Here is a 24199-nt window from a genome sequence, read left to right as displayed (position 1 = left end):
CCGGATCTACCCGCCTGCGAGTGCCCGCACCTTACCCAACACGTCCGGATAGCGCTGCAGGTGCGCGCCGCCGTTGAGATCGATTGCGGCACCGGTCATCCACCCCGACGCCGGGGAGGTGAGGAACGCGATCGTCGCGGCGATGTCCTCGGGAGTACCCGCCCGACCCAACGGCGTGTTCTCGATGTACTCCTCGGTCAGCCCGGGGACGAAGGCGATTCCGGCGGTCAGCGGGGTGTCGACGAGTCCGGGCGAGACGGCGTTGACGCGAACCCCTCGTTCGGCGAGTTCGAGGGCGGCCACCTCGACGAGCATCAGCACCCCGGCCTTGGCCGCACAGTAGGACCCCATCCCGGCACCGGGTTGCCGGCCGTTCAGCGAGGCCACGCAAACGATCGAACCACCCTGGGCGACATGGCGTCCCGCATACTTGAGCACGAGGAAGGTGCCGGTCAGGCAGACATCGACGGTTGTCTGCCACGCCGACAACTCCAGTTCGGTGAGCGCTCCGGGCATCGACAGCCCTGCGCAGTTGACGACGATCGTGAGGTCGTCGAGTCCGTCGAATCCTGCAGCGACAGAGGCCTCGTCGGTGACATCGAGGTGCACCGCGGTCGCGGTGCCGCCCAGTTCGGCGACAACCGCCGCCGCGGCATCGGCATTGACGTCGGCGACGACCACGCGATGGCCCTCCTCGTGCAGCATTCGCGCTGTGGCCTTTCCGATGCCCGACGCACCGCCGACCACCAGTGCCGTGCTCACGCGGTCACCGCCAAGGTGGCGAGATGGCGTGTCAGGAACAGGATCTGGTGGGACACGACCGGCTCGAACCACGAATCCGCCACCTCGGCGAAGATCCCGAAGTGGTCACACGGGTAATGCCGGACCTCGGCGCGCGCGGCGAATCCGGCCTTGGCCGCCGCGTGGGGCGGCGCTCCCCGATCGAGGTCGGCGATCTGCATGAGGACCGGCGCCGCCACATCCGGCGCGGCCTTGTCGGCGCGAAATGAGCCGAGCTCCAGACCGATCGACGCATCGACCTCGTTGCGCCAGCTCGGGCCGGCGATCGCGAGGTAACTCTCCAGGTAGCCGTCGCTGGTCAACGCGGCCTTGTCACCGGGCTTGCCGACGACCGGCATCATCACCGGGTCACGCCCAAGTCTGGCGCCCAGAGCACTTCCGATGCCAACAGCTGTGGATCGCAACATCGAGACCGCACCCACCTGCGGGTAGTGGAGAACCCCCGCGGCCAGTCCGTTGACGAGAGGCACCGCCGAGATGACGGCGGCGACGTCGTCGCGTCCCGTCCGTGCGCGTTGCGCTGCCACGATCAACACGTGCCCGCCGGATTGCGACAGCCCCCACAGGACGATGCGGGAGGCGTCCACACCCGGCTGACGGCCGGCGGCGTCGATGGCGGCATGGTAGTCGGCGGCCTGACCGGACATCGAGACCCGTTGGCGCGGTTCACCATCAGAGAGTCCGAAGTTCCGGTAGTCGAACGCGAACACCGCCAGACCGGCGTCGGCCAGGCGGCGCGCAAACGGCTCGAGCCCGGAATCCTTGGTACCACAGAAGCCGTGGGCCATCACCACCACCGGCACTCCCGCGTCGGTGGTGAATGCGTTCCCGGTGGGTGCGAAGAACCATGCGTCACAGTTCGTTCCCCCGGACTCGAAACGTACCGACTCGAAATGTACTGTGCGACGGTCGGTGTCGGCGGTGGTCATCGTGCCTCCTGCAGTGGCGCGGCGTCGACGCCCGCCCAGCGGACGGGCCCTTGCTCGGCGGCCCGCGCACGCCCGGCGGGCAGTTCTTTGGTGCGGATGTTGTGTTCGTAGAGATAGTGGTCGAGTTGCTGTGTGTGCCTTGCCGTGTGCAGCATGTGCCCGGTGAAGTACTGCTGGTCGGAGGCAATGGTCTCGCGCATCTGCGGCACCGACGGCGGTCGGTACTGTCCGACCGCATAGGCACCGATGACCCGGGCCTGACATTCCACGAACGGAAACAGCGTCGGCGTGGACTGGGCGAACCCGGCGAACACGACGTCGTCGATGCCGGGATAGAAGATGCGCTTGTACAGGTCGATGTGGTTGTCGGGGGCGCCGATGACGTCCGGGTCGAAGAACGGGAAGGTGATGTTGTATCCCGTGGCGTAGATGATCACGTCGAAGTCGGCGCTCGTGCCGTCGACGAAGTGCACGGTGTGGCCGTCGAGTCGCTCGATGTTGCCCTTGGCGGTGACGTCACCCGAGCCGAGTCGCAGCGGCAGCTCGACCGACTGCGTCGGATGTGCTTCGAAGAACTTGTGATTCGGGGTCGGTAGGCCGTAATCCTCGGGGCGCCCTGCGGTCATCGGCTGCATGATCTGGGTGAACTTACGCTGCCACGAGAACGGAATATAAGGCGAGGTGTGGTAGTACTTGTCGGCCGGTTTACCCGCGAAGTACTTGGGGACGATCCAGGCACTCGACCGGGTCGAGATGGTGACCGTGGTGTCGAGCGCCTTGGACGACAGTTCGACGGCAATATCGGCGGCACTGTTGCCCAAGCCCACCACCAGGATTCGTTTGCCGGCGAAGTCCAGCGGGGTGCGCGGGTCGATATAGGAATGGGAGTGGATCTCGTCGCCGGCGAATTCGCCCGGGAAATCCGGCCACCGCGGATCCCAGTGATGCCCGTTGGCCACCACCAGCAGGTCGACGCGGCGCGTCTCGCCGCGCTGGGTCGACAGCTCCCACCCGCCGCCGTCGACTCGGCGGGCGTGGGTCACGCCATTGCCGAACTCGATGTTCTCGCGCAGCCCGAAGGCGTCGGTGTAGTCGTCGAGGTACTGCTTGATCTGGGTGTGGTGCGGGAAATCCGGGTATTCCGACGGCATCGGGAAATCCCGGAACGAGAGTTGATGTTTGGACGTGTCGATGTGCAGCGACCGATAGGCGCTCGAGTGCCCGTTGGGATTGCCGAACGCCCAGTTGCCGCCGACCCGATCGGAACTCTCGAAACAGGTGTACGGGACGCCGTAGTCGGTGAGCATCTTTCCCGATGTCAGACCGCTGATTCCGGCGCCGATGATGGCGGTACGCGGCAGATCGCGCATGGGAGCCCCTTTGGATAGTTGACAGATCTCTGAATCTGTCTACCGCACGAAAGAGCTCGGAGTGAACACTTTCACGAAACTGTCCAGCCCGGTTGTTAGAGTTGGTGTCCATGACACCCGCCCCGACCACGAGCGTCGCCGACCGCCTGCTCGATGCGGCCGAGAAGTTGCTCGCCGACAAGGGTATTCGGGCCACGACGATGCAGCAGGTCGCCGATGTCGCCGGGGTGTCGCGCGCGTGGCTCTACCGACACTTCCCCGACAAGCAGTCGATGGTCGGGGCGACGATCGTCCGGCTCACCGATTCGTTCTGGAACGATGCGCGCGTCGAACTCGAAACCCTTGGGGACTTCACCGAGCAACTCGTGGCAGGCGTCCGGATCGGCCGCGGCGCCTACGACGACCCCGGGACGTTACTACTGCGGCTGCGCACGGAAGAGCCGGAGGAATTCGCCGCGTGCGCAGGCTTGGGCGTCAGCGCCCTCGTCCCCGACCTCGCACTGTTCTGGAGACCATTCGTCGATGCGGCGATCGAGACCGGACAGGTACACCCCGATCACGACGCCGTCGAGGTATCGGAGTGGGTGGCACGCATTCTCATCAGCCTCGGCACCGTTCCCGGCACCACCGTCGACGCCGACGACCCGGCGTCGGTGCGACGACAGGTGGAGCGCTTCGTCATTCCGGGGCTCGCGGCCGCGCCGTAGCCGGAGCGCTCAAAGGCGCTGTCGGCGTCGAGACGAGCGCTGTCGGCGATGGGACGAGCGCTGTCGGCGTGGGAGGGTCACACCACCGCAGGGGCGAGACCGAGCTTGCCGGCGAGTTTGGCGAGGTAGCCGCGGGCACGCTCCACCGAGTCGTCGGGAAGCCCGTAGAGGACCGTGGTGACGCCGATCTCGCGCCACTTCTCCAGCTTCTCGGCGACCGGCTTGAAGTCGAGGACGACGATCTCCGGCGCGCCGTCACGGCCGGCGTCGGACCAGATCCGGTGCAGTAGGCCCACCGAGCCCTCGATGTCCTCTTCGCCCGGCGTGGTGATCCAGCCGTCGGCGCTGCGGGCGATCCATCGGAAGTTCTTCTCGTTGCCTGCGGCGCCGACGAGCGTGGGGATGTGCGCCTGCGGCTTGGGCCATGCCCAGCTGGGCCCGAAATCGACGAAGTCACCGTGGTATTCGGCTTCCTCGTCGGTCCACAGTGCGCGCATCGCCTCGAGGTATTCGCGCAACATTGTCCGTCGCAGCTTCGGCGGCACCTTGTGATCGGCCAATTCGTCGAGGTTCCAACCGAATCCGACACCGAGCGTCAGCCGTCCGCCGGACAGGTGATCGAGGGTGGCCAGGGTCTTGGCGAGGGTGATCGGATCGGACTGCACCGGTAGCGCGACCGCCGTGGCGAGCCGAATCCGCTCGGTGACCGCCGCGGCCGCGGCCAGCGTGGTCCAGGGGTCGAGGGTGCGCATGTAGCGATCGTCGGGCAGCGAGGAATCACCGGTCCGCGGATGGGCCGTATCGCGGCGGGTCGGGATGTGCCCGTGCTCGGGCACGAAATACGACGCGAACCCGGCCTCTTCGATGAGCGGGGCCAGAACCTGCGGCGTCAGTCCGCGGTCGCTGGTGAACTGAACGATCCCGAAATCCATGCCCTCACCTTAGACACAGGCCTGGACACCTGTCTAGAACAAGTTCTCGTTTTATCCGAGTTCCCGTCATGCCTCAGCCGGGGCAGATGTCGGGGTACCGGACCCCCTCGGCGAACTCGTCCCACGTGCCGCGATCGATGTGATTGTCGGCCGCGCAGACGCGGCTCGCCACGGCTCCGGCGTCGATCGTCCACCACTGCAGATCGGAACGGCCACCGGCGTAGATGACGTCGTTGGGAGCGATCATCGGTTCGCGGACGTATACGGACTCTGCGGTGATCGACTCGTCGCGTGCGATCGGTTTGGGCGCATCGGGTTTCGAGATGTCCCAGAGCTGCACGCTCAGGTCGGCGCCGACCACCAGGGTTGTGCCGTCGGCCGAGACCGACAGCGACGTCACCCGAACCCCGGCCGGAACACGCACGCGCGCAGCCGATTCGGAACCGACCGCGGTCACCGAGATGGTCTGGTCGTCGGCGCCGCCGTAGATGAACCGCCCGTCCGGACTGAACACCGCCGCATTGACCGCACTCGTGTGCGAGGTCATCTGTTGTGCCAGGAGGGGATTGCGCGGGTCGTCGATGTCCCACCGGGTGATGCGATGTGCGGCATCGGCGACGACGAGGTCACCACCGTCGGGACCGAATTGGACGTCCTCGATGAAGCCGTCCGCCGTGGCGAACGGCTGTCCGAGCATCCGTGGCGCATGCGGGTCGGCGACGTCCCACAGCTGGACCGAGTTGTCGCTGCTGCCGGTGACCAGCAGATCCCTCGTCGGGTCGAAGGCCAGCGGGAAGGTGTGCCGGGTCTGCACCGGCAGCGTCACCAGACGACGCGGCGCCCGGCGATCGGAGATGTCGTAGAGATCCACCTCACCACCGCCGGTGAACGCGCTGGCGAGAATGGTGCCCGTCCGGTTGAACGCGGTCACATACCCACCACTGGGTCGCGGTTGCGCGGAGATGCGGGACAGCTCTGTCGGCGCCCGCCCGCGCGGCAGGTTCCACAGCGCGATCGTCTGGTCGGCGGCGCTGGTGGCCAAGGTCGTTCCGTCGGGGCTGACCGAGGTCTGGGTGATGGGCAGCGAGTGCGCGGGCTGCGGTGAGGCCGGGATGGCCCAGGCCTGGATCGTCCCTGCGCCACCGGCGGTGAGGACGACCTGTGGCGCGATCTCGCGGGCGGTGAAGAACGCGCCGCCGGAGGTCCGCATCGGCACGCCGAGTTCGGTGAGCAGATCGGCCGACGCCGATGTCCCGTCGGTGCCGACGTCCCAACGGCGTGCGAACCCGTCGAGACCGGCCGAGATCAACGACCGCCCATCCGCGGAGAATCCGACCGACCAGATCGCCGCGCCGTGCGCCCGAACGCGACCCAACGCGATCGGCGAGCGCGGATCGGCGATGTTCCACACCGCGACCGTCCCGTCGTCCCGGCCGGCCGCCAGTAGCGTGCCGTCGGGGGAGATCGCCACCGAATGCCACCCACTGTCGATACCGTCCCGCAGGTCCGAGAGATGCACCGGCGCAGCCGGATCGGCGATGTCGGAGAGACTGATGGTGCCGTCGTCGGAACCGGCGACGAGCACCGGTCGGGTCGGCGACAGCGCAACCGTGCGGACCGGACCGGTGTGATCACGGATCGCCGACACCGCGCGATACCCGCCGGGTGCGGTGGTGTCCCACAAGGTGACGACCCCATTGTCATGGGTGGTCGCGAGCACCCGGCCGGTGCGGTTGTAGCGCAGGATGTACGACGTCCCGGTGCCGTACGGCGACTGCAACGTCTGAGTCCGCACCGGGTGGGTGACGTCGGCGATGTCCCACACCGCGATCTTGCCCTCTCCGTCGGCCGAGGCCAGGGTCGGCGAGCCGGGCCGGAAATCGACCGAGGTGACAAAGGAACCGTACCCGCGCAGGGCCGGACCGGCTGCCACGATGTCGCGGGGGTTGTCGGCCCGCCAAAGGCGTACCGAGCGGTCGTAACTGGCCGTCGCGAGCAATCTGCCCCCCGAACCCGTGCCACCGGCGCCGCCGGAGGTCAGGCCCAGGTCGTACACCGACCCCTGGTGGCCCTGTCGCGCCGAGATCGGCAGCGGAAGCTGTTGGGTCTGCAGCACCCGCATCCGCGCCAGCGGGTTGTCGGGGTGGATGCGCCACGCGCCCACCGCGAGTTGGGCGGCGAGGCCCGGATCGGTCTGGGCCAGCCGCCCCGCCGACGACAGCAGCGCCGAGAACCGCGCATTGTCACTCTCGCGTGCCAGCGCGACGTTGGAGAAGATGGCCACCCCCGCGGCGACCACCGAGATCACCGCGAGCAGCGAGACCGCGGCGATCGCCCATCGCCGGCGGCGGCGTTGGGTGTCGATGTGGTGGCGGCCGGTGTCGAGGAAGTCGCGAGCCACCGAGCCGAGCACCGGGTCGTCGGCCACCTGCGCGGCCCACTCGTAGCGCGTCGAGTTGTAGAGCAACGACGTGTCGCGGCCCTGACGGTCCCACTCGGTGGCATCGGAGGTGACGCGCTCGAGAACCGGAGCGCTGTCACGGGTGCGTTCGATGAGTTCGCTCAGTCGCGGCCAGGCACTGAGCACGACGTCGTGGATGATCTGGACCTGCTGGTCGGAGACGGTGACGAGGCGTGACTCCGACAGCGCTTCGATCACCGCGACCGTGCCCGCGCGATCGTCACCGAGGGCGACGAGGTCGGCGAGTGGGCGCGGCCGGCGCGCGGTCACCCCGTCGGAGATGTGGATCAGCGACAGCAGCAGCCGCTGCGCGGTGACGCGGTGGGCCGGTGTCAGGGCCTGCCACATGGCCTCTGCGGATTCGGCGATGGCCGAGGAGACCCCACCCGCCGCGTGATAGCCGCTGACCGTGAGCGTGGCGCCCGCACGGGTCGCCCACATCACCGACAGCACGTGGGCCACCAGCGGGAGCTGCCCGGCGCGGTCCTCGACCGGGCCGCGCCGCCCGGTCAGGCCGCGCAAATCAGACAGGATGGTCGGGGCGAGGCCCTTGTCGACGCGGATTCCCGACACCCGTGCGGGCGCGGCGATGACCTCCTCGAGTTCGGTGTCGGTCATCGGCGGCACCACGATAGATCGGTGTTGCCACGCCGAGGCGACCGGCTCGAGCGTGGACGCCATCTCGTACATGTCGGCGCGGGCCCCGACCACGACCACGGTTCCCGGCTCCGATGCGAGCCCGCCCAACGCCTCCATCAGCTGCTGTACGCGCGGGGCGCGACGCGACTGCCCGACGAGCACCTGCTCGAGCTGGTCGACCACCTGCACGGTCAGCGTCGGCGCGGCGGCGTGATCATCGAGTCCGGTGTCGGGGTCGGCGCCGGGATGATCGGTACTGGATTCTTCGGCGTTGGGTTGTTCGGCGGGCTCGTCGCCTCCCGCACCCTCGGCACCCTGCCCATCGGCGTCGTCGAGCAGCGCGACGGCCGGGCGCGCACGCACTTCCCAGCGGTTCTCCGGACGTTCGGCGAGCCGGGCGAGGCCCGCGCGTAGCAACGACGACTTGCCCGCCCCCGAGACGCCGGTGACGAGCACCATCGCCGGCGAGAGCTCGCGGTCGCGGTCGGCGGCACCGATGAGTGCCGCGAGTTCGTCGAGGACGCGGTCGCGGCCGAAGAAGACGTCGCGGTCGTCGGCGGTCATCACCCCGAGGCCGGGGTACGGGCAGGCGAGCGTCGGGATCGGCTCGGCGGTGCGCCGCTTCGACGGACCCGCGTCACGGGTGCGGGTGCCATTGGCCGCCGACCACCAGCGTCGCCAGTCACTCAGCGACGGTGTGTCGGCACCCCGCGACTGCGCTTGCAGGATGAGCCACGCGAGGACGGGTTCGAGGGTCTCGAACCGGGCCGGGAGGTGACGTCCGCGACGCCAGTCCGAGAGGCGCTGCACCGACACCTCACCACGCCCGGGGGCGATGCGGGCAGCGCCCGCGATGGTCGCGGCCAGTGTCGGCGATCCGGCCGCGGTGAACAACGCGTGCAGTTGGGAACCGAAGCGTCCGGGGCCGTCGACCGCGGATGCGTCCGACAGACGCGTCGTCATTGGTGCTTCCCCCTCCCCCGGTCTCGGGTTCCCTGCGAATCTACGAACCAGGTACGCACAGGACAAATCAGAGTTTGGTCACGCCCGCCGATCCGGTGCCGGTTTTCCGGTCCGGAATATTCGTGCGATGACTCTACCAGCGGTTTTCGGGCGATATCCGGTCTGCGGGTGGCATGGACCCAGCGCAATCCATTTGACTGAGGGCACTCCCCGGTCGGTGTCACGACCACCGGGTCGAGTGTCGGGGGATGCGCTCTCGTCGCCGACGTGGGGCGGCGGCGAGAGCGCATTCGAGAGAAGGCGGCAGTCCGCTCAGGGCGGACCCCTCCGGGCAAACGCCTCTGGGCCAACCCCCTCGGGGGCGAACCGCCTCAGCGTCGAGCGGCCATCCAGCTGCCGACGTCGCGGAAGATCCCGTTGGCCGCCGACGCCCGGCTGACCGCGTCGGCGGCGAGGATCACGGCCGCCGAGGTCCAGCAACTCTTCTCGACCGGCCAGCGTTTCCCGTCGGCGAAGACCAGGCCGGTCCAGTACGAGCCGTCGGGATCGCGCAGGTGCTGGATCGAGGCGATCAGTTCGACGGCGTCGGCGGTGTCGCCGAGCGCGTCGAGGGCCAGGGCCAGCTCCGAGGTCTCGGCCCCGGTCACCCACGGCCGGTGGTCGACGCAGCGCACACCCTTGCCGGGCACCACGAACTCGTCCCACCGCCGAGCGATGAGTTCTTGGCCGGCTCGTCCGCGCAGTGCACCGCCGAGCACCGGGTAATACCAGTCCATCGAATGCTCCGACGGGTCCTCGAAGACCTCGATCCGCTCGCGGAATGCCTCCCCGAGCGCCTCGAACGCACGCACCCACTCGTCGTCGGGCTGGTCGATCTCCGCGGCGATCCTGATCGCGCAGTCGAGGGCGTGGTGGATGCTCGCGTTGCCGGTGACGAGGGCTTCGTCGAACATCGCGTGCGTGCGGTGGTCACCGCCCCACCGGAAGGCGCCGTCGGGCCGCTGGAAGCGACAGACGAGGTCGATCGCCGACCACACCGTCGGCCACATCCGATCGAGGAACGCGGTGTCGCCGGTGATCATGTAGTGATGCCAGACGCCGACCGCGATGTAGGCGCAGAAGTTGGAATCGATACCGTGGTCGGTCACCGTCCCGCGCACCGTCCGGATCGGCCACGATCCGTCGGGCCGTTGATGACGCCGTGACCAGTCGTAGGCCGCCTCGGCCTCGGCCAGGAAGCCGGTGACGCTCAACGCCATCGCCGACTCGATGTGATCCCAGGGATCGGTCTGTCCGCCGGGGAACCACGGCAGCGCGCCGGAGTCCTCCTGCATGCCGACGATGGCCGCCCCGGTCGCGGTGACCTGCTCGGCCGTCAGCACACCGGCGATCGCCGGTGTGGCCCGACTCATTCCGGCTTGCGCAGATACAGGGCGACCGACTTACCGATGACCGGGTTCAACACCTGCTCGCCGACCCGCGTCAGCCACGGCTTGCTCATCATGTCCCACACCAACAGTTGGTGGTAGCCCTTGACCAGCAGGTTGTCATTGTTCTCGACGCCGACCGCGCACTTGAGCCACCAGTACGGCGCGTGCAGGGCGTGGGCGTGGTCGGTGCCGGTGACCTCGAGGCCGGCGGCCTCGAGCTTGCCGGCCAGTTCGGAGGCCTTGTAGATACGAACGTGACCGCCCTCGACCTCGTGGTACGCGTCCGACAGCGCCCAACACACCTTTTCCGGCCAGTATCGCGGCACGGTCACCGCGGCGACGCCGCCGGGCCGCAGCACCCGCACCATCTCGGCGATGGCACCTTCGTCGGTCGGTATGTGCTCGAGGATCTCCGACATCAACACGACGTCGAAGCTGTTGTCGGCGTAGGGAAGTCGGAGCGCGTCACCGACCTCGGCGCGGGCCTTCGCCTCGGCGGGTACGTGCCCCTCGGCCATCATCGCGTCGAACATCTCGGCCACATCGGCCATGTCGGACTCGGACTGATCGAAGGCGATCACGTCGGCGCCGCGTCGGAACATCTCGAACGAATGCCTGCCCTGCCCGGCCCCGATGTCGATCGCCTTGGTCTGCGGACCCACACCCAGCCGGTCGAAATCAACTGTCAGCACGCACTCGTCTCCTTTGTGTTCACCCGGTCGAGCCCTGTTCTGTCGAGCCCTGTTCTGTCGAGCCCTGGTCTGTCCAGCACCGTCTGATAGTGCTCGGCGGTCTTCGCGGCCACGGCCGCCCAGCTGTAGCGTTCCTCGACGCGGGCGCGCCCCGCGGCGCCCATCGCGGCGCGGAGGTCGGCGTCGTCGAGCAGCCGCCCGATCTCCTGGGCGAGCTTGCCCGAATCCCGGGGCGGCACCAGGCGGGCCGCGCTGCCGTCGGTGCCGACGACCTCCGGGATGGCACCGGCGCGGGTGGCGACCAGCGGGGTGCCGCAGCTCATGGCCTCGACCGCGGGCAGCGAGAATCCTTCGTAGAGCGAGGGCACGCAAGCGACTTCGGCCGACGCGAGCAGCTGCGCCATCTCCTCGTCGGTGAGCCCGGAGACGACCTCGACCCGGTCGCCGATCGCGAGGTCCTCAATGAGCTTCGCCGAAGGCCCCTCGGGGTCGAGTTTCGACACCAGGGTCAGCGTCACGTCACGTTCGGCGGCGAGTTTGGCGATGGCCTCGAGCAGATACGACACTCCCTTGAGCGGGGCGTCGGCGCTCGCGATGGACACCACGCGGCCCGGGATTCGCTGTCCGGCCGGTCGGAAGACATCGGTGTCGACGCCGAGCGGGATGGTCGTGATGCGACCCGACGGGATGTCGAAGGCCTTGCGGATGTCGACCTCGCTGCTGCGCGAGACGGTCAACAGTTCCGGGATGCGTCGCGACACCCGTCCCTGCATGCGCAGGAACGAATGCCAGCGCCACGCGGTGATCTTGCGCCACCCCTTGGCGGCCTTGACCGCGAGCGTGCGGTCGCGGGTGATGGGGTGATGGATCGTGGCGATCAGCGGGAATCCGGCCTTCTGGATCTGCAGCAGGCCGTAGCCGAGGCACTGGTTGTCGTGCACGATGTCGAAGTCGTCGCGGCGGTCGGCGAGCAGCCGGGCCACCCGCAGGCTGAAGGTCAGTGGTTCACCGAAACTGGCCGTCCACATCGACCCCACCTCGAGTGCGTCGATCCAGTCCCGGTATTCACCCGGCCGCGGCGTGCGGAACGGGTCGGGTTCGTCGTACAGGCCGAGGCTGGGCACCTTGGTCAGACGCACTCCGGCGTCGAGCGCGGCCTGGTCGAGGTCGGGATACGGCTGGCCGGAGAAGATCTCGACCTCATGTCCGAGTAACGCGAGTTCGCGGCTCAGATGCCGGACGTAAACCCCTTGTCCCCCGCAATGCGGTTTGCTCCGGTAGGAGAGCAGTGCGACGCGCACGTCGTGTACCCCGTTCTTCTCGTGTGACCCGATTGCCGGCGAGGCGCCCACCGGTCGGCGGGCACCAGGACCTCAGGCCGGTTCGGCCTCGGCGGCTTTTTCCAATTCACGGATATCGACAAGCTTCACACGCCGGCGGCCTGTGGTCTTGCCGGCACCGCGTTCGGCCAGGTCGATGCGTTTCCACCCGGCCAGATCGATGCGATGCGCTCCGCGGTCGGCGACCAGGTCGGCGACGTCGTCCCGCGACGCCGTCGGCTCGGGCAGGGTGCCGGCGACGAAGTCGGCGATGACCGACTCGGCGGTCTCCTGACCGCACAGGCGGTTGCGGCCGATCCCTCCCGTCGCCCCGCGCTTGATCCACCCGGCGACGTAGAGGCCGGGGATCACCTCACCGTCGACGCCCGCGGTCACCCGGCCCGCGGTGTTGGGGACGACGCCGTGGCCTTCGTCGAAGGGCAGGTCGGTGATCGGTACGCCGCGGTATCCGATCGCCCGCAGCACCAGTCCGGCGTCGATGTCGAAGTTGTCCTCGGTGGGGGTGATGGCGACGCTGGCACCGGTGGCGTCGGCGTATACGTTGCGCACGCAGGTCACCGACTGCACGCCGCGGGTTGCCTCGTCACCGGAACCGTTGATCGACAGCGGTGACGCCATGAACCGGAAGACGATGCGACGGTTGCCCGCGGTTGTCGGACGCTCGGAGAACTCGCGGGCCAGCCGGATCTTGGTGGCGATCGTCGAATCGAGCGTCCCGTCGTCGAGTGCCTCCTGCGTGGCCGAGTCGAGGAGCAGCTCCTCGGGATCGACGATGACGTCGACCCCGTCGACGTCGCCGAGCGCGAGGAATTCGCTGTTGGTGTAGGCGGCCTGGGCGACGCCACGCCGTCCGAGCAGCACCACCTCGGTGATCTGCGAGTCCCGTAGGGCGGCGAGCGCGTGGTCGGCGATGTCGGTACGGGCCAGGTCGTCGGGGTCGGTGACGAGGATGCGCGCGACGTCGAGCGCGACGTTGCCGTTGCCGACGACCACCGCGCGCTGCGCCGAGAGGTCCACGGCGAGATCCGCGTAGTCGGGGTGACCGTTGTACCAGGCGACGAACTCGGTGGCGGGCAAGGAGTTCGGCAGGTCCTCGCCGTCGATGCCCAGACGCCGATCGGTCGGTGCACCGACGGCGTAGATGACCGCGTGGTAGCGCTGGGCGAGTTCGTCGTGGCTGATGTGTTTGCCGACCTCGACGTCAAGGTGATAGGTGAAGTTCTTCTTGGCCGCGGTCGAGGCGAAGCCCGATTCGACGCCCTTGGTGGCGGCGTGGTCGGGGGCCACCCCCGCACGCACCAGGCCGTAGGGCGTGGGCAGCCGGTCGAACATGTCGACCGCGATCTGGGGTCGACGGACGAGGTCCTCGGCGGCGTAGAACGCGGCGGGCCCGGCGCCGACGATCGCGACGTGCAGCGGTCCGTCCGGGAGTTGCGGCGCCTTCTTCGGCGGCACGAGACCGCCCTCGACGTCGTGGTCGTTGTAGTAGTCGGCGTTGATCTGCAGGTAGGGCTCGTCCTTCTCCTCGAGCTGATCGTCGGGAATGATGGCCTCGACGGGGCACTCGTCAATGCAGGCGCCGCAGTCGATGCAGGTCTCCGGATCGATGAACAGCATCTCGGCGGTGAAGAACTCGGGCTCGTCCGGCGTCGGGTGGATGCAGTTCACCGGACACACGGCCACGCACGAAGCGTCGTTGCAACACGGTCGAGTGATCACATGCGCCATCTGGGGTTTCCCTGCTTCTCTCCATCTAGAACGTGTTCTAGTTTAGCGGTTCACTGTATCTTAACTCTGACACAGCGGACGAGACACGAGGACTTCGAGTGAGCACAGCCGCCCGGCCCGACGCATCCGGACAGGTCCCAGGCGATCCCGCCACGACGACCCCACTCCCCGATCGTAAGACCGGAGCGCGGTACTTCGAGGCCGGGTATCGGGTCCGCACCGGCGACGTGGACCAACAGATGCGGGTACGGCTCGACGCCGTCGCGCGGTACCTACAGGACGTCGCCAACGACAACATCGAGGCCACCGACTTCGGCGACACCGATCCGTTCTGGATCGTGCGTCGCACCATCATCGATGTCATCGTCCCGTTCTCCTGGCCCGCGTCGATCACCGCGCAGCGCTGGTGCGGTGCCCTGTCCACCCGGTGGACCAACATGCGGGTGCGTCTGACCGCCGACCACGAGACGAATCGCTTCAATCCCGATCCCCGCCCGGCCGGTCTCATCGAGACCGAGGCGTTCTGGATCAACGTCAACGATCTCGGGATGCCGTCACGACTGTCGGACAATGCCTTCGAGATGCTCTCGTCGATGACCGACGAACACCGCCTGCGGTGGAAGTCGATGAATCCCGAGACCGCGCCCGCCGCGGAGATGCTCGATGTGCCCGACCGTCCACATGTGTTGCGCAGCACGGATTTCGATCCGTTCAAGCACCTCAACAACGCCGCCTACCTCGAGGCGATCGAGGACGAGCTCGGCGAGCACCCCGATCTCATCGACGGTCCGCACCGGGTGGTCATCGAATATCTGCGCCCGATCGTGCCGGGCACGCCGATCACACTGCGCCGCATACGCGAACCCAACCAGCTACTGGTGTGGATGATGGTGCCCGCAGACGACGACAGCCCGGACGGATTACGGGTCGCAGCAACGGTGTCGGTGACGCGCGCAGCGTTCACTGACCGCCGCTGAGCACCAGTTCCATCAGTTTCGTCGGCGCGGCGCACGGGTCCGCAGCGGCCGAGCCGCCCACCGGCTCGACCCAGAACGAGTAGATGCCCCGACTCGGCGCCCGCGTGGTCACCCCGCAGACCGCGGGGCGGCGCGGATCGGTCGAGGTGAAGGCGGCCTGACTGGCGACCTTGACGTTGTTGGTGGTGTAGCCGAGCTTCTTCGCGGTGTCCTTCTCGACGTTGACGGTGCCCCATTCGAACCAGTTGAAGGTCACGTACGCCGCCACCGGGCCGTCGACGTACCACCGGCAGTTCGCCCCGAAGAAGATGGCCTCGGCGCCCGTACCGCCGACCGCCTTGGCGATTTGGTCGGTGCGCAGGATCTGGCATTCGAGGGTGAGCTGATCGTATTGATCGGTGTCGACATTGCCGGACTGGTCTCCGCCCTGGGAGTTGGCCTGCTGCACCGACAACGGCGTTCCGTCCACCGATCGTGAGCATCCGGCGGCGACGACGGCCACCACCGTCACGATCAGCAGGACCAGCATGGCGCGAAGTCGGTTGCGGCGCTTCATTTCGCACGCTCGATCGACATCGTCGACAGCTGACGCGCGGCGGTGCAGATCGCGTCGGGGTCGGTCGGCGTGGTGCCCGCGACGCCGGTCCCGGAGCTGACCGACCATTCGAAGAAGTCGGCGCCGAACTGGATACCGATCTCGCAGATGCCCGGGTCGGAGGCGATGAAACCCTTGTGCCCGTTGATGTCGATGTCCTTGGTCGATTCCCGGGACAGTTGTTCGGTGGCCCGTTCACGACCGATCGGCGAGCCCCGGTACCAGTTGAACGACGCCACCGCGCCGGTGCGACTGGGACCCGAACTCCATTCGCACACAGACGGATTGTCGACGACGAGGGACAGGCCGCCGAAGTTGGTGATCTTGCCGACCTCGTCGGTGGTGACGCCCCCACACTCCCCGAAGTACGGTCCACCGCCGGCCGGCCCCGGTGCCTCCGGGGTGTTGCGGGTCGGCGCGGAGGAGTCGTCGGAGTCCGACGAACACGCACCCAGGAGGACGAGGAGCACCGCGAGTACCGCGGCCAGCCCGAGAAAGCCTGCGCCACCGCGGAATTTGTCGAGATCGCGCCGCTCTCGCTTGGTGGGACGACCCGCCCCGCGATCGCGGCGCGGCTGGCTGGCCAGGATCTCGCGCGGTGGCGGTGGCGGGCTGTGGTCGATGTAGCACTCGGCCGCTGCCGGCGCCGACACCCGCTTGCTGATCAGCTTGGTGACCTCGACGATGCGTTCACGCCCGGCCAGGCGCACCTGCACGCGGTCGCCGACGGTGACCTGCTGAGCGGGTTTGGCCGTGACGTCGTTGACGCGCACATGACCGCCGCGGCAGGCGGCACCGGCTGCCGATCGGGTCTTGGTCAGACGCACTGCCCAGATCCAGCTGTCGACGCGGGTGGACGCCACGATCAGCGCTCCCGTCGGGGACTGCGCACGATCTCCCCCGCTGACATCGACCAGGCCTACTTCTGCCGGGTCAGCAGGTAGTAGCCACCACCGATCGCCGCGACGGCGAAGACGATGGCCAGCCATTCGATGCCAAACACCCAGAGCAGCACGAAGATCGCGATGGCCGGGGACACGGCGACCAGACTCATCATCGGATGCTGCCGCACCACCTGACCGACGGCTTTGCTCTTGTTCGGATCGATGGCCATCACGTCGGAGTCTCCTTGTCGGCGAGTTGCCATCCACTGTAACGAACCGGGCGTGGTGCATCGGCGACATGCGCGGTGGTGCTCCCACCGACGAGGAGAACCCTCAGTTGGCCGGGCTGACCGCCGGGACGCCGCCGGAGCTCTGCGTGCCGCCGGAGTCGGTACCGGTGTCCGTGCCCGCCGACGAGGTCGGGGCCGCCGACGGCGCGCTGGTTCGCGTCTCCGACGAGGTGCTCGACTGTGACGACCGGCTGGTGCTCGACGACGAACTCGGCGTGGTTGTGCTGCTCGACGTCGTCGTGCTCGGTGTGGTGCTCGACGTCGTTGCGTTCGAGCTCGACGACGTGGTGCCGGTCTCGTCATCGGCGACGGCGCTCTGCGCGGCGCGTGAGGTGGTGGTCTTCGTCGCGGCCAACGTCCGGGCCGACGTCGTCGTCAGCGCAGGTGTGCTGCTCACATACGGCCCGAGCGGCGCCAGCCCGAACGGGAAGGTGATCTGCGGGATCGTGATGATCGGGATGATCTGGGAGGTGTCGAGATCACCGGTCACGATCTGCGGCAGCGCAAGCATGTCCGGGCGGGTTGCGCCGTTGACGGTCGCGGTCGGGTAGATCGTGATCGTCGACCCGAGCCAGTTCACGGTGATCGGCGCCGACAGTCCGTAGTCACTCGTCAGCGCCAGCAGCGAATCGCCGCCGAGGGACAGGCGGGTGAAGTCCTTGCTGAGGGTCGGTGTCTTGCCGGCGAAGATATCGGTGATCACCTTGCTGAAGACACCGGAAGGGTCGGTCAGCACCGCCGACGGATCGGTCAGCGCGAACTGCACCTGCGGGACGGTCAGCGACTTGCCCGCTGCGTCCAACTGATTGAACCGGAAGTCAAAGGTACCCAACGCATTTGCGCATGCACCGACGCCCTCGGCATACGCAGCGGTGAGTCCGCCGTAGCAGCCGACGGTCTTGATGCCGGGGATCGTCAACCCGGTCGGCTTCGAGAGAATCACGATCGGGATGTCGTCGGTGGTCCACGCATTGGCGATACCGACGAGCGCGAACGCGTAAGCGGTTCGCCCGCCACTGGCGCCGGCTGTCGCAAGACTCACCGGTAGATACGAGATCGCCGTCGCCTTACCGCCGGTGGAGGCCATCGCGAACTGGAAACCGTCACCGATCACGGTGGCATTTCCGAGAGGGGTGGCGGCGTCAGGAAGGGAACTGTCGATACCGAACCAGCCAAGGATCGTCTTGATGGCCTGATCGTTGGCGATCGATTGAGCACCCTTGTAGATGGCATCCGGCGTGAGCTCGAACCGACCCGGCATCACGATGGCGATGCCCGTCCCCGTTGATCCCGAACAATCGGCGCCGCCACTCGAGGCGCCGGACCCACAGGCCTGAATGCGCCACTGCTCGAGCGCCACCTGCGATCCCTTGTTGTTGATCAGCACTGCGACGACGTTCCCGATACCCGTCGCCGGATTGAGGGATTTCATCGCATTCAATCCGCTGATGATGTCTTGAGTGCTGGCCGCTCGTGCCTGCCCCTCCCCCATGCTCACACCGAGTCCGATGGCCAGCACCGACAGCAGCGCGACCACCGCAACCCCGAAGCGCCGGTGGCGTGGTGGCCGCGGGCTCGGCGGGGAAATACGTTCTGGGCGCGCGGTTTCGCGGCGGGTCAGCACATCGGCCATGGTGTCCAACTCCTGGTTCCTGAAGAGAAGCTGAGACAGTAAACCACGGCTAACCCGAGCTGCGCATCCAATTCATCATCAGGCTATAACGTGCAGTTTCGACAACACGGCAAGCGGATTCCGGAGGGCTCAGACCGAGTGCGACATCTCGGCCACGTTGTGCCGACTGCGCTGCGCGGCGGTCTTGGTTCCCGGACCCACCGGCACAGCACCCACCGCTTCGGCCAGACCCCACGGCGATATCCCACTGGTGATCGTCTCGTGTTCACCGATCACGTAGGTCTCGTGCCAGATGCCGACGGCATTGCGGTCGGCGAAGCGCTTGTTGAACCATCGCCACGCCGGCAGATGTGGCGCCTGGGCGTCGGCGGCGAACCGGCGAATGTCCTCCGCACTTCGCCAGTACGACACAACCATGATCGACACCCCCACGTACAGCTTGCCCGACAACAGTCCCGCCTCGGGGTTTCGCTTGAGGTACATCAACATTCGTGGCATGGCGAGGAAGACGGCAAGCCACGCCCCGGGATGCCGAAGCCGCGGCATGCTCATGCCGATGAGGAACAGCGTCGTGCCCTCGGGCGGCGTCTTGTTGGTCATTCGTCGAGCCTCGCGTGCGGCCATGACGACTCCTCGTTTTGTAACGTTGTTACGAAACGATGTTATGGAACGATTGCGGGTATGGCAAGACCCAAGATCCACGACGATGAACTCCGCGCGCGTCTCGTCGACGAGGCCACCGCGATCGTCGAGACGGACGGTCTCGGGACGCTCTCGGTGCGATCGGTCGCGCGGGCGGCGTCGACGTCGACCACCGCGGTGTATTCACTCTTCGGCAGCAAGGACGATCTCACCCGAGCGGTGCTGGTACGCGCGCTGCGTGACTTCACCGCGGCGCAACGCGAGGCGGGTACCGAGGAGCCGATCGAGCATGTCACCGCACTCGGAACCGCTTACGTCAGCTGGGCTTTGGTCAACCCACGACTCTACGAGCTGATGTTCGGCCTGAGCGCACTCGGTATCGAGGCGACCGAGGAGACCATCACGGCCGGCGCCGACGCCTTCGCTCCACTGCACGAGGCGGTGGCCGCGGCCATCGACTCGGGCGCGTTCCGGCCGGTCGATCCGACGACGGTCACCGCGTCGTTGTGGGCGCAGGTACACGGCGCGTCACTACTTCTCCTCGCCGGTTTGTTTCCCGACGGCGCCGACCCCGTCCTCGCCATCTCGGCCATCGTCGACGGGTGGCGTGCGGGCGCGATCGGGTGACTTTTGATGGGCGCCGGGCACCGGATAACCATCGGCACAAAGGGTCTCGAGGCCTCGACCATCGGACAGAAGCCGCCGCCACCCGCAATGACGGGTCGTTTCCTCATCGATGGTCGAGGTGCGAGGCGCGTGCGCCGAGCCTCGAGACCGCTTGCTACGGTGCTGTTTCCGGGAACAAGAGGTCTCGACCATCGTTGGGAACGTCACCACCGATCCCGACCGAGCCTCTCCCCCTCGGCTCCCGCGTCGGCCGCGCAGCCGAATCCGACGACCCATCGACCGTCGGACAGCTCGACCCGACCCAGCATCATCGGTTCAGGTAGGGCGGCGAGGAACTCGCCGAGGGCGGAGGGCGAGAGGACCCATCGCTCTCCGTGAATCGGTTTGCCGCACTCCGGGTCTCGGATGAGACCCGGTTTGGGAGGTACGGTGTCGAGCTTCACCAGCCGATAGTTCGATGCGGTGCGTACCTCCCCCGCCCACCGGGCACCACGCCCGGACAACTCGTGGGTCAGCGGACCGCCCCGCATGTGCGCCCCGAAAACCGCCAATTCCACTCCGGCGGTATGCGATTCCGGCCACGCCGCACGCGGCACGCGGTCACCACAGTACCGGCGGGCGAGATCCATGATCGCCGCATCGTGATGCGCTTTGCCCAACAGCGTGATCCCGAATTGTGCTGTGCTGCCGTCAGGCTCGGTGACCGTACCGGCGGGCACGGCGACCGCGCACAGGTCGAGGAGGTTGCAGAAATTGGTGTAGGAGCCCATCCTCGAGTTGACGCCGATCGGATCAGCGGCCACCTCGTCGATCCGGGGGTGGAGCGGTGCCGTCGGCACCATCAGCGCGTCGGAGTCACCCCACTCGCGCATCGCCCGCTCGCGCAGCTCGGCCAATCGCCGGTGTGCCCGCAGCAGGTCGACGGCGCTGAACCGACCGGCACCGGTGATGATCGCGGCGACCGTCGGATCGACGCCCGCAGCCACCGGATCGGCGAGTCCGGTGAGGAATTCACCCACCGCGTCGTATCGCTGGGCGACGAGTGCGTCGTCGTAGAGCAGCGTGGCGGCGGCGAGGAAAGCCGACAGATCGATGGTCTTCACCCGAAAGCCGGAGTCCTCGGCGCGTGTGACCGCTTCGGCGAAGGCTGCCCGCCACGCGGAGTCGAGTTCGGGAAGTTGCTCCGGGACGGCGAGTACCGGTGTCTCGGGGGCGGCGAAGGCGACGTGTCCGTCGAAAGGTCGGGGGCCGCGCGCGTCGGCCATGGCCGCCATGGCACGGTCGGCGGTGTCGAGGTCAGCAGCAAAGATCGTGACGACGTCATGATCGGCGCAAGCCGGCACCACACCGGTCGTGGACACCACCCCGAGGGTCGGCTTGACCCCGACGATGCCCTGGAGCGCCGCGGGAACCCGGCCCGAGCCGGCTGTGTCCGTGCCGATGGCGATGTCGGCGAAACCCAACGCCACCGCGACCGCCGACCCAGAACTCGACCCACCGGAGATCCGGTCGGGCCGACGCGAATCCCGCACCGCCCCATGAGGACTGCGCGTGCCGACCAGTCCGGTCGCGAACTGGTCGAGGTTGGTCTTGCCGATCACGACCGCGCCCGCCGCGCGCAAGGCGGCGACCGCCGGGGCATCGGTGTCGGGGGTGTAGGCGTAACCGGGACACGCCGCGGTCGTCGGCACACCGGCGACGTCGACGTTGTCCTTGACCGCCAGCACCATTCCGGCCAGCGGCCCGCCCGCGGCGAGAGACTCGGCGTACTCGGCGGCGACCTGCGTGTGCGGTCGCAGCGTGATGAAGACCTCCGGCCGGTCGGCCTCGGCGATACGTGCGTAGAGATCATCGATGCGTGTCATGCGGCGAATTCCCCTCCCTGCGACCAGCGTTCGCGTTCCTCGGCGCGCGCACTCTCCATCGCCCCGCGGGTGGCGTCGATCTCGTCGGCGTGCGCGTCGAGGAACTGTTGGTGTGCCGACAACGAGAACATACCGTCAGTGATGCGGACGGAGTCGCCGCGGCCCGCGGCGACGTCGGCGCGCATGTCGAGGAGTTCCTCGGCGCTCACCGGATACCAGCGGATGCGGTCGAAGAAGCGCAGCAGCCACGGGTGCTCCGGGTCGAAGCCGGGTGCGGTCTGCGGGTGGCGGTGGTTCCACACCTGGGTGGTGCGGCCGACGAACTGGTAGCCGCCGGGGCCCTCCATCCCGTAGATGCACAGGTAGGCGCCACCGATGCCGACGGCGTTCTCCGGGGTCCAGGTACGCGCCGGATTGTATTTGGTGGTCACCAGCCGGTGACGGGGATCCAGCGGAACCGCCACGGGTGCACCGAGATACACGTCGCCGAGACCGAGCACCAGGTACTCGGCGTCGAAGACGATGCGGTGGACGTCGTCGACCGAGTCGAGCCCGTTCATCCGTCGGATGAACTCGATGTTCCACGGGCACCACGGCGCATCCGACCGCACGCCGAGCATGTACCGCTCGATGGCCTCGCGGGTCGCCGGATCGTCCCACGACAGCGGCAGATCCACCACCCGACTCGGAACAACGAGGTCGTCGGCGGACGGGAGCTGTGCCTCGCATTCGCTCAGCCACTGCAACATCGAGGTCTGTGACCAGACGTCCGGGTCGGCCTTGACCTGCAGCGAACGAATGCCCGGGGTGAGGTCGATGAGCCCACGCGGCTGTTCGGCGGCGATACGTTCACTCAGCGCATGCACGCGTGCTCGCAGCTCCAGATCCAGTCGCATGTCCCCGTATTCGACGAGGATGTTGTCGTCGCCGCTGCGCCGGTGGGTCACCTCGGTGGTGCCGTCGGCGGTGGTCGTGCGCCCGAGGATGCCGTGGTCGGCGTCGCCGCCGGTGGACAGCACGTGCGGGAAACTCGCGCGGCGGTCGCGGCCCAGCGTCGACGGAGACGCCGCCGCCCTCGAGCGCACCGCCACGAAGCGCACCGTGTCGCCGGGCTTGAGTTGCCCGAGCTTCCATCGTTCGGCGGCGACAACGGTGACCGGGCAGACGAACCCGCCCAGCGACGGGCCGTCGGGCCCGAGCAGGATCGGGGTGTCCCCGGTGAAGTCCAGTGCGCCCACCGAATACGCGTTGTCGTGGATGTTGGACGGGTGCAGGCCGGCTTCGCCGCCGTCACTGCGCGCCCACCGCGGTTGGGGACCGATCAGACGGATGCCCGTGCGGTCGGAATTGAAATGCACCTCGTAGCCGGTCGACATCAGGTCGTCGATGTCGGCGGCGGTGAAGAACTCCGGCGCCGAGTGCGGACCGACGGTCACCGCGAGTTCCCACGAATTGGTCAGCGCCGGGATCTCGTCGGTGAGAATCCGGGTGATCGGACCCGATCCGGCGGGCCCGATCGGGAGGGTATCGCCGTCGGCGAGGGTCCGTCCGTCCTTGCCTCCGAATCGTCCCATGGTGAAGGTGGATCGACTGCCGAGATACTCCTCGACGTCGATGCCGCCGGCAACTGCGACGTACACGCGCAAACCGACCGCCCCGACGGTCCCGATGTCGAGGACCTGGCCGGCCTGAAGATGCAGTGGAACCCATTGTGCAGCAGGTGTTCCGTCGATGGAGATACTCGCCGGTGCACCGGTGACGGCGACGACGGTGGGTTCGTCGAAGCGCAGTCGGGGGCCGGCCATCGTGGCTTCGAGGCCTGCAGCCGAGTCGGGGTTGCCGACCGCTTGATTGGCAAGCCGGAACGACAGATCGTCCATCGGCCCCGACGGCGGCACCCCGACCTTCCAGTAGCCGGCGCGACCGGGCCAGTCCTGGACGGTCGTGAACGGTCCGGCACGCAGGATCTCGCACGCGGTCATCGGGTCACCACCACACGCACCGCGGTCGGGTCGAAACCGTTGCACGGGTTGTTGATCTGTGGGCAGTTGCTGACCAACACGAGGGTGTCGACCTCTGCGCGCAACGCCAACCGACGTCCCGGCGCCGAGAGGCCGTCGACGATGCCGAGTGATCCGTCGGGGTCGACGGGCACGTTCATGAAGAAGTTGATGTTGCCGACGAGGTCGCGTTTGCCCAGACCGTGCCGTGCACCGCCGATCAGGAAGTTCTCCACGCACGCGTGCTGGTGTTTGGTGTGGTGTCCGTAGCGCAGGGTGTTGGATTCCTGCGAGCAGGCGCCGCCGAGGGTGTCGTGATTGCCGACCTCGTCGGCGACGATGGTCATCATCGGCGCCGATTCCTGGTCCCGGATCACCGTTCCGGTGGTCAGGAAGATGTTGCCCTGCTCGGCGATCGTCGCCTGTGCGCTGTAGCGGATCGTGTGATCGTGGGCGCCGTAGAAGAGGGTATCGACAGCCTGGTTGCCGTGCAGATCGACGATGGTGAGAACGTCACCGGCGGTGACGATTCCCGACCAGGGACCGCGTTCGCCGACGATCTCGTCGAGGATCACCTCGCCGGGAACGAGGGCGATCTCATCGGCAGATGCCGTCGTCGGGTCGAGGGTCGGATCGAGTGTGGCGGTCATGGTTGTCCCTGTGGGTGTGATCGGGGTGGGTGTGGTCGCGGGTG

Annotated in this window: 20 protein-coding genes; 3 read left to right on the top strand and 17 right to left on the bottom strand. The window is 67.7% G+C overall.

Annotated elements, in window-relative coordinates; all coding sequences use genetic code 11:
• Window positions 1-6 precede the first annotated feature (6 nt).
• Genes B1964_RS04605 through B1964_RS04595 form a run of 3 tightly spaced genes read right to left on the bottom strand, consistent with a single transcriptional unit; the run spans window position 7 to window position 3100 of the window.
• A complete protein-coding gene (locus B1964_RS04605; protein WP_172398750.1) occupies window positions 7-762 on the bottom strand; it encodes an SDR family NAD(P)-dependent oxidoreductase in 756 nt (251 codons plus the stop codon).
• Window positions 759-1730, bottom strand: a complete 972-nt coding sequence (locus B1964_RS04600; RefSeq protein ID WP_079929023.1) for an alpha/beta fold hydrolase — start codon at window positions 1728-1730, stop codon at window positions 759-761. The genes B1964_RS04605 and B1964_RS04600 overlap by 4 nt, the downstream gene beginning before the upstream one ends.
• Window positions 1727-3100 (bottom strand): NAD(P)-binding domain-containing protein, encoded by a 1374-nt coding sequence (locus tag B1964_RS04595; protein WP_079929022.1) that lies wholly within the window; start codon window positions 3098-3100, stop codon window positions 1727-1729. Before B1964_RS04595 ends, B1964_RS04600 begins: the two co-directional genes overlap by 4 nt.
• Before the next feature lie 110 nt (window positions 3101-3210).
• Here B1964_RS04595 and B1964_RS04590 point away from each other — a divergent pair, with 110 nt between their 5' ends.
• The gene (locus tag B1964_RS04590) at window positions 3211-3807 is read left to right on the top strand and encodes a TetR/AcrR family transcriptional regulator (RefSeq protein WP_172398749.1); all 597 of its coding nucleotides are present in this window, start codon (window positions 3211-3213) and stop codon (window positions 3805-3807) included.
• Between the two features lie 77 nt (window positions 3808-3884).
• On the opposite strand, the gene B1964_RS04585 is transcribed toward B1964_RS04590, so the two are convergent.
• From B1964_RS04585 to B1964_RS04560, 6 genes are all read right to left on the bottom strand, one after another.
• The gene (locus tag B1964_RS04585; protein ID WP_079929020.1) at window positions 3885-4739 is read right to left on the bottom strand and encodes an LLM class F420-dependent oxidoreductase; all 855 of its coding nucleotides are present in this window, start codon (window positions 4737-4739) and stop codon (window positions 3885-3887) included.
• 73 nt (window positions 4740-4812) lie between these two features.
• Complete coding sequence (locus tag B1964_RS04580; RefSeq protein WP_079929019.1) at window positions 4813-8802, bottom strand: AAA family ATPase; 3990 nt, start codon at window positions 8800-8802, stop codon at window positions 4813-4815.
• Between the two features lie 371 nt (window positions 8803-9173).
• Window positions 9174-10214, bottom strand: coding sequence for a prenyltransferase (locus B1964_RS04575; protein ID WP_079929018.1), 1041 nt, complete (start codon window positions 10212-10214; stop codon window positions 9174-9176).
• The gene (locus B1964_RS04570) at window positions 10211-10924 is read right to left on the bottom strand and encodes a class I SAM-dependent methyltransferase (RefSeq protein ID WP_014361079.1); all 714 of its coding nucleotides are present in this window, start codon (window positions 10922-10924) and stop codon (window positions 10211-10213) included. The genes B1964_RS04575 and B1964_RS04570 overlap by 4 nt, the downstream gene beginning before the upstream one ends.
• Entirely contained in the window at window positions 10918-12225 is a 1308-nt protein-coding gene (locus B1964_RS04565) for a glycosyltransferase family 4 protein (protein WP_079929034.1), read from the bottom strand. Before B1964_RS04565 ends, B1964_RS04570 begins: the two co-directional genes overlap by 7 nt.
• Window positions 12226-12297: 72 nt before the next feature.
• Window positions 12298-13992 carry an FAD-dependent oxidoreductase gene (locus B1964_RS04560; RefSeq protein WP_079929017.1) on the bottom strand — a complete coding sequence of 565 codons (1695 nt, stop codon included), beginning with the start codon at window positions 13990-13992 and terminating at the stop codon, window positions 12298-12300.
• Between the two features lie 98 nt (window positions 13993-14090).
• Here B1964_RS04560 and B1964_RS04555 point away from each other — a divergent pair, with 98 nt between their 5' ends.
• Window positions 14091-14969: an acyl-ACP thioesterase domain-containing protein gene (locus B1964_RS04555; RefSeq protein WP_079929016.1), complete on the top strand. Its 879-nt coding sequence runs from the start codon at window positions 14091-14093 to the stop codon at window positions 14967-14969.
• Here B1964_RS04555 and B1964_RS04550 read toward each other — a convergent pair.
• From B1964_RS04550 to B1964_RS04530, 5 genes are all read right to left on the bottom strand, one after another.
• Entirely contained in the window at window positions 14953-15525 is a 573-nt protein-coding gene (locus tag B1964_RS04550) for a DUF3558 domain-containing protein (protein WP_079929015.1), read from the bottom strand. The two genes, B1964_RS04555 and B1964_RS04550, sit on opposite strands and share 17 nt — an antisense overlap.
• A complete protein-coding gene (locus B1964_RS04545; RefSeq protein WP_079929014.1) occupies window positions 15522-16427 on the bottom strand; it encodes a DUF3558 family protein in 906 nt (301 codons plus the stop codon). The genes B1964_RS04550 and B1964_RS04545 overlap by 4 nt, the downstream gene beginning before the upstream one ends.
• Before the next feature lie 56 nt (window positions 16428-16483).
• Entirely contained in the window at window positions 16484-16678 is a 195-nt protein-coding gene (locus B1964_RS04540; protein ID WP_079929013.1) for a hypothetical protein, read from the bottom strand.
• Between the two features lie 103 nt (window positions 16679-16781).
• Window positions 16782-18371 (bottom strand): hypothetical protein, encoded by a 1590-nt coding sequence (locus B1964_RS04535; protein WP_253193884.1) that lies wholly within the window; start codon window positions 18369-18371, stop codon window positions 16782-16784.
• 129 nt (window positions 18372-18500) lie between these two features.
• Complete coding sequence (locus B1964_RS04530) at window positions 18501-18995, bottom strand: DUF4188 domain-containing protein (RefSeq protein ID WP_079929033.1); 495 nt, start codon at window positions 18993-18995, stop codon at window positions 18501-18503.
• Window positions 18996-19043: 48 nt separating this feature from the next.
• Here B1964_RS04530 and B1964_RS04525 point away from each other — a divergent pair, with 48 nt between their 5' ends.
• Window positions 19044-19640 carry a TetR/AcrR family transcriptional regulator gene (locus B1964_RS04525; RefSeq protein WP_079929032.1) on the top strand — a complete coding sequence of 199 codons (597 nt, stop codon included), beginning with the start codon at window positions 19044-19046 and terminating at the stop codon, window positions 19638-19640.
• A 203-nt stretch (window positions 19641-19843) separates the two neighbouring features.
• On the opposite strand, the gene atzF is transcribed toward B1964_RS04525, so the two are convergent.
• Genes atzF through B1964_RS04510 form a run of 3 tightly spaced genes read right to left on the bottom strand, consistent with a single transcriptional unit; the run spans window position 19844 to window position 24155 of the window.
• On the bottom strand, window positions 19844-21505 hold the full coding sequence (gene atzF, locus B1964_RS04520; RefSeq protein ID WP_079929011.1) for an allophanate hydrolase: 1662 nt from the start codon (window positions 21503-21505) through the stop codon (window positions 19844-19846).
• A complete protein-coding gene (locus B1964_RS04515; RefSeq protein WP_079929010.1) occupies window positions 21502-23487 on the bottom strand; it encodes a 5-oxoprolinase/urea amidolyase family protein in 1986 nt (661 codons plus the stop codon). The genes atzF and B1964_RS04515 overlap by 4 nt, the downstream gene beginning before the upstream one ends.
• The gene (locus B1964_RS04510; RefSeq protein WP_079929009.1) at window positions 23484-24155 is read right to left on the bottom strand and encodes an urea amidolyase associated protein UAAP2; all 672 of its coding nucleotides are present in this window, start codon (window positions 24153-24155) and stop codon (window positions 23484-23486) included. The genes B1964_RS04515 and B1964_RS04510 overlap by 4 nt, the downstream gene beginning before the upstream one ends.
• Window positions 24156-24199 lie beyond the last annotated feature (44 nt).

Source organism: Gordonia sp. i37, assembly GCF_002043085.1.
Classification (GTDB): domain Bacteria; phylum Actinomycetota; class Actinomycetes; order Mycobacteriales; family Mycobacteriaceae; genus Gordonia; species Gordonia polyisoprenivorans.
Note: the sequence above shows the minus strand (reverse complement) of the source record. Positions and strands in the feature narration are given on the sequence as shown.

Bases quoted from the DNA above. Each gene is read 5' to 3' on its own strand.
- B1964_RS04510 (WP_079929009.1), bottom strand. From the start codon at position 24,155: ATGACCGCCACACTCGATCCGACCCTCGACCCGACGACGGCATCTGCC.
- B1964_RS04590 (WP_172398749.1), top strand. From the start codon at position 3,211: ATGACACCCGCCCCGACCACGAGCGTCGCCGACCGCCTGCTCGATGCG.
- B1964_RS04515 (WP_079929010.1), bottom strand. From the start codon at position 23,487: ATGACCGCGTGCGAGATCCTGCGTGCCGGACCGTTCACGACCGTCCAG.
- atzF (WP_079929011.1), bottom strand. From the start codon at position 21,505: ATGACACGCATCGATGATCTCTACGCACGTATCGCCGAGGCCGACCGG.
- B1964_RS04560 (WP_079929017.1), bottom strand. From the start codon at position 13,992: ATGGCGCATGTGATCACTCGACCGTGTTGCAACGACGCTTCGTGCGTG.
- B1964_RS04585 (WP_079929020.1), bottom strand. From the start codon at position 4,739: ATGGATTTCGGGATCGTTCAGTTCACCAGCGACCGCGGACTGACGCCG.
- B1964_RS04550 (WP_079929015.1), bottom strand. From the start codon at position 15,525: ATGAAGCGCCGCAACCGACTTCGCGCCATGCTGGTCCTGCTGATCGTG.
- B1964_RS04540 (WP_079929013.1), bottom strand. From the start codon at position 16,678: ATGGCCATCGATCCGAACAAGAGCAAAGCCGTCGGTCAGGTGGTGCGG.
- B1964_RS04595 (WP_079929022.1), bottom strand. From the start codon at position 3,100: ATGCGCGATCTGCCGCGTACCGCCATCATCGGCGCCGGAATCAGCGGT.
- B1964_RS04580 (WP_079929019.1), bottom strand. From the start codon at position 8,802: ATGACGACGCGTCTGTCGGACGCATCCGCGGTCGACGGCCCCGGACGC.
- B1964_RS04535 (WP_253193884.1), bottom strand. From the start codon at position 18,371: ATGGCCGATGTGCTGACCCGCCGCGAAACCGCGCGCCCAGAACGTATT.
- B1964_RS04600 (WP_079929023.1), bottom strand. From the start codon at position 1,730: ATGACCACCGCCGACACCGACCGTCGCACAGTACATTTCGAGTCGGTA.
- B1964_RS04575 (WP_079929018.1), bottom strand. From the start codon at position 10,214: ATGAGTCGGGCCACACCGGCGATCGCCGGTGTGCTGACGGCCGAGCAG.
- B1964_RS04530 (WP_079929033.1), bottom strand. From the start codon at position 18,995: ATGGCCGCACGCGAGGCTCGACGAATGACCAACAAGACGCCGCCCGAG.